Source organism: Lelliottia nimipressuralis, from assembly GCF_041464075.1.
GTDB lineage: Bacteria > Pseudomonadota > Gammaproteobacteria > Enterobacterales > Enterobacteriaceae > Enterobacter > Enterobacter nimipressuralis.
In genome coordinates this window covers 1592563-1603104 of the sequence record NZ_CP167172.1, presented here as the reverse complement: position 1 = coordinate 1603104, position 10542 = coordinate 1592563, and the positions used below count along the sequence as shown (strand labels likewise).

The window sequence follows — 10542 nt, the reverse complement described above, 5'->3', positions numbered from 1 at the left end:
TTATCCTTGCTTCTGCGGCTTGCGCGCGATGACGTGAATATATCGCCCAAGACTGATAAAGGGTTCCTGACGGCAATACCGCGTTTCTATTTCTGTTAAAGCGTCAAGACAGTCATGCTGTTTTTGTTTATCGCGCAGATAATCATGAAAAACCCTGACGCCCGTTTTCCCGGTGATCTCCCACCCCATCTCTTCCAGCCAGCCATAGACCTGCTGCGGATCGCGTGGAAAGTCCGGCGAAAGCGTGCGCCGTTTCTTTTTATACATGCCCTGTTGCACATAGCCGAAATTGCCCACCAGCACGTTACGCATCAGCAGGCCGTTAGCATTGTAGAACATCAGCGACAACGCGCCGCCGGGCGTAAGCACAGACCACAGAGTTTTTAACATTTCCTGAGGTTCGGCGACCCATTCCAGCACAGCATGAAACAATATCAGATCAACCTGCGTTTCCAAATGCTGCGCAATGTCCTGAGCGGCGCAATGTATAAAATGCATGTTGTCGCTCACACCTTTCTCTTCTGCCGCGCGTTTCGCACGCGCTACCATTTCAGCAGAAAGATCGCAAAGCGTGACGTGATGGCCGCGCTGCGCCATTAAAATGGCCGTCTGACCTTCACCGCCGCCCGCATCCAGTACCCGCAACTTTCGGTCACCAAAGGTGGCCAGCACGTTGTCCAGATCCTGCCAGAGGATCGTCTGACGTAACTGCCCCTTGGTGGTGCCGTAAATGTTCCGCGAAAACTTTTCCGCGATGTCATCAAAATTGCGATCCCGCATTGGGAGAGTTCCATCCGCTAGCAGCAAAACCGCTATTTTGTCACACCCGCGCGGAGAATGAACCTCTCTGGTGTAATATCGCGTGTAATCACCTGCTGTATGGTTAAAAAAGGAACCAAAAAGGATGCTTTTTACCCTAAAGAAATACATTGGAGGGATGATGCTTCCCCTCCCTCTCCTGCTGATGTTCATTGCGCTCGGGCTGCTGCTGGTGTGGTTCACCCGTTTTCAGCGAAGTGGCAAAATCGTGATCACCACCGGCTGGCTGGCGCTGCTGCTGTTAAGCCTGCAACCGGTGGCGGACAGGTTGTTGCGCCCCATCGAAAACACGTACCCGACGTGGCAGGGAAATCAGAAAGTGGAGTACATCGTGGTGTTGGGCGGCGGTTATACCTGGGACGATAAATGGGCGCCCAGCTCCAACCTGATTAACAACAGCTTGCCGCGCCTCAACGAAGGGATCCGCCTGTGGCTGAGCAATCCGGGATCGAAAATGATCTTTACGGGCGCCGCCGCTAAAACGAATCCAGTCAGTACCGCAGAAGCTGGCGCGCGGGTGGCAGAATCGCTCGGCGTGCCGCGCTCGGCGATTATTACCCTCGATAGCCCGAAAGATACGGAAGAAGAGGCCGCTGCCGTGAAACAGGCTATCGGCGATGCGCCTTTCCTGCTGGTGACGTCCGCCTCGCATCTGCCGCGGGCGATGATTTTCTTTGAACATGCCGGATTGCATCCCCTGCCCGCACCGGCGAATCAGCTGGCGATCGACGCGCCGCTCAATCCCTGGGAGCGCGTGATCCCGTCGCCAGTCTGGCTGATGCACAGCGATCGCGTCGGGTATGAATCCCTCGGGCGACTCTGGCAGTGGCTCAAAGGCTCGTCAGGCGAGCCAGGGCAGGAGTGATTTTGTAGCCATATCGAAGTTCGCGCGGTTAAAACGCCCGGTATTAACGAGCTGCGCGACTTCATCCCACAACAGATACAGCCAGCGGCGCCAGAGGAAAGATTCCGAGACTGGCGCTCGCTGCAGATAGTGCCACATTAAGCTCTCTGCCAGCGCGCTTTCGCCTAAGCGGAACAGTTCATATTCGCGCGGCGCCCACAGCATAATCCCCGGCCCTACCATCGCCAGAAGCTGATCGCTTCGGGCGTCTTTCAGCATGCTGCGAAGGGTAAAGTTGCCGTGAACCAGCACGCAGTTATCGTTAAAGCCCTCAAACATCGTCGGCAAACATTCGCGGGTGCGGAATAAAATACGCTTATCCTGCATGCTCAGGCCGGTATTGTTGAACTGGTTGAGCGTGCCCCAGAGCACTTCGACCCGCTGGCGATACCACAGTGGCCAAAGGTTTTCCTGAGTGCTGTCTACCGGCCCGACCAGCCCACGGCTGTCCTGTCGATGCCAGGACAGTAGCCCTTCGACAATCTGATCTTTAAGCTGCTCCCAACGATCCGGCGTTCTTGCGGGCGCTTCGACCGGAACACCGCGCAGGCGCTCAATCAGCAGCACATCCGGGCCGGGATGTTCTTCGTGGGTCATAACCCCATACACCGTCGGCATCCGCACCGTCCCGCTACGTGCCAGCATCGACATTTTCCAGGCCAGCTGCCTGGCGACGCCGGGGGAGGTAAAGCTTCTCGCCATTAACGGCATGGGATTTCCGTTACTGTCGTACAGCGACCACAGGGAAGTGTCCGCTTTCTCACTCACGCACTCCACCCGACTGAGTTTCTCACCCAGCAGGTGGCTCAGCTCAGCACGCAACTGTTCCATATGAGATTACCCCCATCAAAACTACTGCTTTCATAATGAGCGTGTAGCTGACAGATGTCACCCTTATGAGATCAATTTGAACGTAGAAAAATGCGATAAAAACGAGGCGGTAGAACATCCCCCCAGAACGGGGGGATGCGGGAGATTTATTTCAGTTCCGCGCGTACGCGTTCGAGATCTTCCTGGGTATCGACGCCGGTTCCTGGCACTTCCTGTGCAACAGCCACATGGATTTTTTCGCCGTACCACAGCACGCGCAGCTGCTCGAGCATTTCGATGTGCTCCAGCGGGCTTGGTGCCCAGGTCACGTAGCGGCGAATAAAGCCCGCCCGGTAGCCGTAAATGCCCAGATGACGCAGGAAAGTATCGCCAATGGCCTCTTTGGACTGCGCAAAACGATCGCGATCCCAGGGAATAGTCGCACGGGAGAAGTAGAGCGCGTAACCTTCCGCGTCCATCACCACTTTGACAGCATTGGGGTTAAATGCTTCTTCCGCGTGATGAATCGGCACGGCCAGTGTTGCCATTCCGACCTGGCGCTGCGCGAGGTTTTCCGCGACCTGGCGGATAATCACCGCCGGGATCATCGGCTCGTCGCCCTGCACATTAACGATTACCGTGTCATCGCTAAAACCGCATTTTTCGACGACTTCGGCCAGCCTTTCGGTGCCCGACTGGTGGTCCGCGCGCGTCATGCACACTTCGCCGCCCGCCGCTTCGACCGCACGTGCAACCTCTTCATGATCCGTGGCCACAATCACGCGCTCGGCACCCGATTCACGTGCTCGCTCGAGAACGTGAACAATCATCGGCTTACCGTTAATATCGACCAGCGGTTTGCCCGGTAAACGGGTGGATGCGAATCGTGCCGGAATGATGACAACAAAACTCATGGTCTGCTCTCTTCTGCCGCCAGCGTACGGGCTTCGGTTTCCAGCAGGACAGGAATACCGTCACGAAACGGGAAAGCCAGATTATCCAGTTTGCAAATCAGCTCTTGCTTATCCTGGCTGTAATACAGTTTGCCGTTGCACACCGGGCAGGCAATAATTTCAAGTAAACGGTGATCCATAGTTCCTCCGTATAGGTAATCGCTAAAGCTTACCACATTCCTTTTTCAGGCTATGTCTATTTCCCAGCCACTCCGACAGCCCTCAAATAACCCGTCCGGCAGCCGCCCCAGAGTGATTTGTCGGGCCTGCTGCCAGATGGCGAATTCGTTGAGCGCCAACGTGAGACCTTTTTCAAGCGTTGCACTGACTTTAACCCCCGCTTCCAGATACAACGCAATGACTTCCAGCACGCCTGTTTTGCGGTGCATTTTCGCGTCCATCCGTCCGACCAACCGCCCCTTATGCAGCAGCGGTAAGACGAAATAGCCGAACTGGCGTTTCGGCGCAGGCGTGTAACATTCGAGGCGATAGGTAAAATCAAACAGCTGTTCTGCGCGTTTACGATCCCAGACCACCGGGTCGAACGGCGACAATACGGCGCTATGCGTCGCGGTCAGCTTATCGGCCTGAGCCTGCGGCAGAAGTGGGAGGAGATCGGCATGGAGCCACATTTCCCCCAGCGTTTCAACCTCGACGCGCACGACGCGTTGGTTTTCCTGCCAGCGTTCAAGCAGCGGTTTCAGCGCCGGCTGACGCAGACGATAGTAATCCGCCAGCCACTGCGGACGAAAAATCCCTAGGCTACGGGCACTGTTTTCCAGCATGATCGCTTCGGCAGCGGCCTGGTCCAGCAGATCGCGTTCGTCGTCCCAGTGCGGCATCACCCGGTGGGTGAGATCGTACACGCGCTGAAAATTGCGTCGCTCCACCACCATGACTTTTCCCGAGGTAAACAGCCCCTCCAGATGACGCTTATGCGGTTTCCAATCCCACCAGCCGCTCGTGCCTTTACGCGGATGTTCGAAATCGGCAGAACGCACCGGGCCGTTGTCCTGAATATGCGCAATCAGCTGGTCGATTTCGTCGGCATTCTCACGCATCCATTCCTTCCGGTACTTCCAGCCCATGTTCTCCGGCGAGAGCATCCGATGGCGCACCAGCCCGAAATCGGTACGCGGCAGAAAACAAGCTTCATGCGCCCAGTATTCCATCAGATCGCCCCGGCTTAGCGCATCATCCAGCCACTGAGCCGGATAATTCCCAAGGCGGCTAAAAAGCACCAGATAAGGACTGCGGGCAACAATATTAATGGTGTCGATTTGCAGCAGGGACATGCGCTGGATTGCAAAGAGAATATCGGCAGGCTGTGCGCGACGGCGGGGCTTTTTCAGTAGACCTTGCGCGGCAAGATGCAAATGGCGGGCGGCGCTAAGTGAGAGTTGCGGTAGTGACATGCGTTTTCCTGTAAGTCATCGCGCTACCAGAACCGCATTCGACTTAGCGCACCAGCGCTATCAGTTCCTGGAGCAGGCGTTCTGGCTGTTCGCCGCTGAGCTGTGCATCAACGGGCAGATACCACCAGTTGGCTTTGGCAAAGGCGCGGCATTTAACGGCGTCTTTTTCGGTCATGATCAGATTCTGGTGAGAAGCCGCCAGAGGTTCAACGCTCTCCAGCGTCAGCGCCTGATGGTCGGCGAGAGGAATTCGATTTTCAAGCTTTGCCCCGCCGGTTTCCAGGGTGGCGAAAAAACGCGGAGGATGACCGATACCGGCCATGGCGACCAGACAAGGCAACGCGGTTATGTCCCGCTGTTCACCGGTCAGCAGATTGACTGCCTGTCCGGGCTTTAAGGCCATCGGGATTTCTCCAGGCTGTGCTTCGCCGCCGTTCACAATAACGGCATCGACGGAGCGCAGACGAGACGCACGTTCGCGCATTGGCCCGGCAGGTAACCACCAGCCGTTGCCGAAACGACGCTCACCGTCAATCACCACGATCTCTTTGTCTCTCGCCAGAGCGTAATGCTGTAAGCCGTCGTCGGTGATGATAATTTGCAGCGGATGTTCGGCCAACAATGCCTGAACGGCTTCGCTGCGATTAGGAGAGACAGCGACAGGCGCCCCGGTACGCTGAAAGATCAATACCGGTTCGTCTCCGGCCTGTGCCGTGGTGGTCTGAGAGGTCAGGAGCAGTGGATACTGCTCGGCTTTTCCACCGTAACCTCGTGAGACCACGCCGACACGCACACCCCGGTTTGTCAGCTGTTCCACCAGCCAGATCACAACGGGCGTTTTACCGTTGCCTCCGGCGGTAAGATTCCCGACGACCACAACCGGCACCGGTGCTCGCCAGGCTTTTTTCAGCCCCAGGCGATAGCACAAACGGATGATGCCGCTCACCAGGCCGTATAGCCAGGAGAGCGGCAACAGCAGTAGCCAGAGAGGGGATTCCCCGGACCAGATGCGTGCAATCATGCGCCAAACTGCATTTTATGAAGCTGAGCGTAAACGCCGCGATGCTCAATGAGATCCGCATGACTTCCGCGTTCAACGATCAGGCCGTCTTCCACAACCACGATTTCATCCGCCTGCTCGATAGTCGACAGACGGTGCGCAATCACCAGCGAGGTGCGGTTTTTCTGCAGTTCATCCAGCGCCGACTGAATGGCGCGTTCTGACTCGGTATCGAGTGCAGAAGTGGCTTCGTCGAGGATGAGAATCGGGCTGTCACGCAGCAGCGCACGAGCAATCGCAATACGCTGGCGCTGGCCACCGGAAAGCAGCACGCCGTTTTCGCCGATTACGGTATCAAGACCGTTATCCATCTTATTGATGAAGTCCATCGCGTAGGCCATACGCGCGGCGTTTTCGATGGCTTCACGGCTGTACTCTTCGGTACGGGCGTAAGCAATGTTGTTGGCGACCGTATCGTTGAACAGATGAACGTTCTGCGAGACGAGCGCGACCTGATTACGCAGTGACTGCAGAGTATATTCCCGCAGATCGTGACCATCGAGGAGAATTTCGCCTTCGTCGATGTCGTAGAAACGGGTCATCAGGCTGGCAATGGTCGATTTACCTGAACCAGAGCGGCCCACCAGCGCAACCGTTTTACCAGCCGGAATGTTCAGGTTGATATTACGCAGCGCAGGCGTTTCGCGGCCTGGATAAGTAAAGGTCACATTACGGAATTCAACGTCACCGTTGGCGCGGTCGATCACGCGTTTGCCTTCGTCTTTTTCCTGTTCCGTATCCAAGATGCTAAACAGCGTCTGGCAGGCGGCCATACCGCGCTGGAACTGGGCGTTGACGTTCGTCAGAGATTTCAGCGGACGCATCAGTGCAATCATCGACGAGAAGACCACGGTGATAGTACCTGCGGTTAAGGTCTCCATGACGCTTGGGAAGCTCGCGGCATACAGTACAAATGCCAGCGCCAGAGAGGCAATCAGCTGAATGATCGGATCGGAGATGGAAGAGGCCGAAACCATTTTCATCCCTTGCAGACGCATTTTGTTGCTGACCTTATCAAAGCGCTTGGTTTCGACATTCTGACCGCCAAAAATAAGCACTTCTTTATGGCCTTTCAGCATCTGCTCTGCGCTGGTGGTCACCTGCCCCATGGTGTTCTGCATGTTTTTACTGATGTTGCGGAAACGCTTGGAGACGACGCGGATAGCGATCGAGACAATTGGCGCCAGCACGATGAGAATGATCGACAGCTGCCAGCTGTAGTAGAACATCATGATAAACAGGCCGATGATCGATGCGCCTTCACGCACTACGGTAATCAGTGCGCTGGACGATGACGACGCAACCTGCTCAGAATCGTAGGTGATGCGCGACAGCAAGGTCCCGGTGGACTGCTTGTCAAAGAAGGAGACCGGCATGCCCATCATATGGCTGAACAGTCGACGGCGCATGGTCATGACCACTTTTCCCGATACCCAGGAAATACAGTAGCTGGAGATATAGCTGGTGACGCCGCGTAAGATCATCAGTCCGATAACCACCAGAGGCATCCATAGCAACACTGAGCGATCCGTTTTACCAAAACCGTCGTCCAGTAACGGTTTGAGGAGCGATAGCATGAAGGTATCACTTGCTGCGTTGAGGATTAACGCGACACCCGCCACGATCAGACCTGTTTTAAAGGGTGCAATCATCGGCCAGAGTCGGCGGAAGGTCTGCCACGTGGAGAGATCTTTGTCGTTATGCATTCAAAAAACCAGCATTTGTTGAAATAGCCGCATATTCTACCCGTTATCGACGGGCGCGCCAAACCACTGATGATACCAACGAGGTAAAATTTGATCTCGTAAGCGTCGGATTTGCCAGCCATGTGGCGAAAAATGTACCGATATTTGCCCAGATTGCGGTGTATCGAGCCAAGAATAGCCCTCCTTTTTGTAGCGTCGAACGACTTTTGCTGACGGAAAATGCCATGCGTTATAGCGTGCCGCAGAGGCCAAAGCGACCTTCCCTTCCACGCGCTGAATGAGCGTCAGTGATGACGAGGTATTACTCCCATGATGCGGCACCTGGATAAGTGTAGACGTTAGATATTGCCAACGATGACTTAACATCAGCTGCTCGGCTTTCGCCTCAATGTCGCCGGTGAGTAATACGCTGTGCTCGCCGTCGTCAATTTTCACGACGCACGAGCGGTTATTTCCTTGCACCTGATACCCTTTCGGCGGCCAGTGCGCCGTAAAGGTCAGGCCCTGCCACTGCCATTGCTCGCCACGAAAACAGGGCTGATGTCCGCCCCAGCCGAGCGGACTTCTAATCCATATTGACGGCCATGCTTTTTGCAGAGAGCGTAATCCGCCAATATGGTCCATGTGTTCATGACTGATAATCACCCCTTCTGGCGTCAGATGGTGCCAGCGCAGCCAGGGGATAATTTGCTGTTGTGCACTGTCGCCCCCCGGCCAGGCTAAGCCGGTATCATACAAAATCGCCCTTCCCTGTCGCTCAACTACCATGGCCAGTCCCTGACCGATATCCAGCATATGCACCGTCCAGCCCTCGGTTTTCTGAGAGCGCCACAAGGGAAACGTCAGCAATACGCTTATTGCAAGACAGACTGCGGGGACTGACCGCCAGGCACGTAAACGCCATGCCATCACGGTAATCCACGGGAGGCAGGTGACGGCGAGCCAGCGCTCATCAATATCAATCCAGCCGTCCGGTAATTTTTTTAGCAATCCGAAAAGCAGATCCAGCGATTGATCAGCCAGAAACCAGACCTTGATTTCCAATACATTCAACGCACAAAGATGCAGCAACATTCCGGCCAGGATCAAGGGGACGGATATGAACGTGACCAGCGGTACGGCAAAGAGATTCGCGATTACACAAGAAAGACTCATGCCATGAAAAATGCTGACCTGAAGCGGCAGTAGTAAAAACAGCATCCCAAGTTGCAAATGCAACAGTGCTGGCAGAGGATTTAACCACCGCGGAAGTTGCCATTTTGGCAGGGGCAGCCACTGATACCAGAAAATAAGGGTTGCAACGGCGAAGGCGGAGAGTGCCAGGCTTTGTGAAAGTACGGCTAATGGATCGATAAACAGGATCGCCGCGACACAACATAACCAGACCTGCCACGGTGACCATTGCCGTCCACTCAGACGCAGCAATGCCAGCACGGTAAGAGAGACGACAGTCCGTAACGCTGGCGGCTGCATTCCTGTAAGCCAGGCATAAAACGCCGCGAAGCAGACTCCGGAAAGTAATGGTGTGCGCCAGTTAATCCAGTGGCATGGGAGTAAAAATTGAAGTCCACGAACGATGAGCCAGACAATTGATGCCGCAAGCGCAATGTGCAGACCCGAGATCGCCATCAGGTGCAAAGTCCCGGTCTCACGCATCAATTTTTTCACGTCTTGTGAGATTGACAGGCGCTCCCCCATTCCCAACCCAAGAATGACAGAACCCCAGGTATAGGGTGAGAGCGTTGAGGTAAGAGATGCGAGATAGCGGGACCGCAGGCTACACGTGGTATCAATCGCCTCGGCATGAGTGAAGCGACCGGTCAGAGGCTGATGCGAAGCAAGCGCATAGCGCTGCGAATCAAAACCGCCTTCGTTAAGCTCGCCATGCACCGCGCGAAGACGCAGCGTCACCGCCCAGCGTTGTCCTGCACAGACCGCCTGCGGCAAGTAATTTCCGTATAGCGTAACACCTGTCGTCGAAAACCAGGGCTTGCCGCCAAGGCTGACAATCCTGGCCTGATGGGTGGTGGCGCCATCTGTACCTGTGATGACGATTTCTGCCCGCTGTGGCCCGGCCGTCAGGTTTTGCATCGGCCATACGCACTCCAGCGCCGCCAAGACTCCCCAGGCAAAAAATACCAGCCATAGCCCCGCATACCGCAGATAAACCAGACGTTGCAGTGCCAGTAAGATGCCAACTGCAATGCACACCCAGACGACTGGCAAACCGGGGAGCGAAGGCAGCCAAAGTAATGGCAAGATAGCTGAAATTAAACATGCACTGATGACTGGAATACCCACACACACCTCCCTGTTTAGGGACAGTTTGCTGTATGGAGTTGGGCGAGTCAGGCAGGAAAATACGCGGTTGCAGCCATTGCCGAAGAGAATTTTTCAGGTTGCAGAAACAGCCATGCTGAGTTGCAGCGCTGCTTCAGTTTTTTAAAATTAGATAAGAAAAAAGCACCCGAAGGTGCTTTCTTTTGAAAACCCAGTTCGCCCGAAGGCTAAAACTCAGTTTCCGTAAATATTGGCGCGATCGCGCAGTTCTTTACCCGGCTTAAAGTGCGGAACGTATTTGCCTTCCAGGTCGACTTTATCGCCAGTCTTCGGGTTACGCCCGGTTCGTGGAGCACGATAATGCAGAGAGAAACTACCGAAACCGCGGATTTCAATGCGCTCGCCTTGTGCAAGAGTCGAGGCCATATGCTCTAGCATCTCTTTCACTGCATCTTCCACTGCTTTTGCGGGGATGTGCGATTGTTGGCTGGCAAGTCTTTCAATCAATTCTGACTTGGTCATGATTCCTCCGGTTCCTTCAAACCAATTAGCTGAACAGCTTATTAAACAAGGGCGGCCGTAGCCGCCCTTTGTT

10 protein-coding genes are annotated in these 10542 nt (G+C 55.1%); 1 reads left to right on the top strand and 9 read right to left on the bottom strand.

All coding sequences use genetic code 11. From position 1 onward, the window contains the following. Positions 1-780, bottom strand: a complete 780-nt coding sequence (cmoM, locus tag ACB496_RS07410) for a tRNA uridine 5-oxyacetic acid(34) methyltransferase CmoM (RefSeq protein WP_102105759.1) — start codon at positions 778-780, stop codon at positions 1-3. A gap of 124 nt (positions 781-904) precedes the next feature. On the opposite strand from cmoM, the gene elyC reads away from it, so the two are divergent. Then, positions 905-1684 (top strand): envelope biogenesis factor ElyC, encoded by a 780-nt coding sequence (gene elyC, locus ACB496_RS07405; protein ID WP_100776990.1) that lies wholly within the window; start codon positions 905-907, stop codon positions 1682-1684. Here the strand turns inward: elyC and ACB496_RS07400 are convergent. The 8 genes from ACB496_RS07400 to ihfB form a co-directional block, all read right to left on the bottom strand. After that, positions 1661-2554, bottom strand: coding sequence for a YcbJ family phosphotransferase (locus ACB496_RS07400; protein WP_100776991.1), 894 nt, complete (start codon positions 2552-2554; stop codon positions 1661-1663). The two genes, elyC and ACB496_RS07400, sit on opposite strands and share 24 nt — an antisense overlap. A 146-nt stretch (positions 2555-2700) precedes the next feature. Beyond that, positions 2701-3447, bottom strand: a complete 747-nt coding sequence (gene kdsB / locus ACB496_RS07395; protein WP_100776992.1) for a 3-deoxy-manno-octulosonate cytidylyltransferase — start codon at positions 3445-3447, stop codon at positions 2701-2703. Continuing rightward, a complete protein-coding gene (gene ycaR / locus ACB496_RS07390; RefSeq protein WP_095281446.1) occupies positions 3444-3626 on the bottom strand; it encodes a protein YcaR in 183 nt (60 codons plus the stop codon). Before ycaR ends, kdsB begins: the two co-directional genes overlap by 4 nt. 45 nt (positions 3627-3671) lie before the next feature. Then, complete coding sequence (locus ACB496_RS07385; protein WP_371974853.1) at positions 3672-4901, bottom strand: winged helix-turn-helix domain-containing protein; 1230 nt, start codon at positions 4899-4901, stop codon at positions 3672-3674. A 43-nt stretch (positions 4902-4944) separates the two neighbouring features. Next, positions 4945-5922 (bottom strand): tetraacyldisaccharide 4'-kinase, encoded by a 978-nt coding sequence (gene lpxK / locus ACB496_RS07380; RefSeq protein ID WP_371974851.1) that lies wholly within the window; start codon positions 5920-5922, stop codon positions 4945-4947. Then, a complete protein-coding gene (gene msbA, locus ACB496_RS07375) occupies positions 5919-7667 on the bottom strand; it encodes a lipid A ABC transporter ATP-binding protein/permease MsbA (RefSeq protein ID WP_100776995.1) in 1749 nt (582 codons plus the stop codon). The genes lpxK and msbA overlap by 4 nt, the downstream gene beginning before the upstream one ends. A 36-nt stretch (positions 7668-7703) precedes the next feature. After that, positions 7704-9968, bottom strand: a complete 2265-nt coding sequence (locus ACB496_RS07370) for a ComEC family protein (protein WP_371974849.1) — start codon at positions 9966-9968, stop codon at positions 7704-7706. 213 nt (positions 9969-10181) lie between these two features. Continuing rightward, the gene (gene ihfB, locus ACB496_RS07365; RefSeq protein WP_012016828.1) at positions 10182-10469 is read right to left on the bottom strand and encodes an integration host factor subunit beta; all 288 of its coding nucleotides are present in this window, start codon (positions 10467-10469) and stop codon (positions 10182-10184) included. Positions 10470-10542: the final 73 nt, after the last annotated feature.

Bases quoted from the DNA above. Each gene is read 5' to 3' on its own strand.
- cmoM (WP_102105759.1), bottom strand. From the start codon at position 780: ATGCGGGATCGCAATTTTGATGACATCGCGGAAAAGTTTTCGCGGAAC.
- elyC (WP_100776990.1), top strand. From the start codon at position 905: ATGCTTTTTACCCTAAAGAAATACATTGGAGGGATGATGCTTCCCCTC.
- ACB496_RS07400 (WP_100776991.1), bottom strand. From the start codon at position 2,554: ATGGAACAGTTGCGTGCTGAGCTGAGCCACCTGCTGGGTGAGAAACTC.
- kdsB (WP_100776992.1), bottom strand. From the start codon at position 3,447: ATGAGTTTTGTTGTCATCATTCCGGCACGATTCGCATCCACCCGTTTA.
- ycaR (WP_095281446.1), bottom strand. From the start codon at position 3,626: ATGGATCACCGTTTACTTGAAATTATTGCCTGCCCGGTGTGCAACGGC.
- ACB496_RS07385 (WP_371974853.1), bottom strand. From the start codon at position 4,901: ATGTCACTACCGCAACTCTCACTTAGCGCCGCCCGCCATTTGCATCTT.
- lpxK (WP_371974851.1), bottom strand. From the start codon at position 5,922: ATGATTGCACGCATCTGGTCCGGGGAATCCCCTCTCTGGCTACTGCTG.
- msbA (WP_100776995.1), bottom strand. From the start codon at position 7,667: ATGCATAACGACAAAGATCTCTCCACGTGGCAGACCTTCCGCCGACTC.
- ihfB (WP_012016828.1), bottom strand. From the start codon at position 10,469: ATGACCAAGTCAGAATTGATTGAAAGACTTGCCAGCCAACAATCGCAC.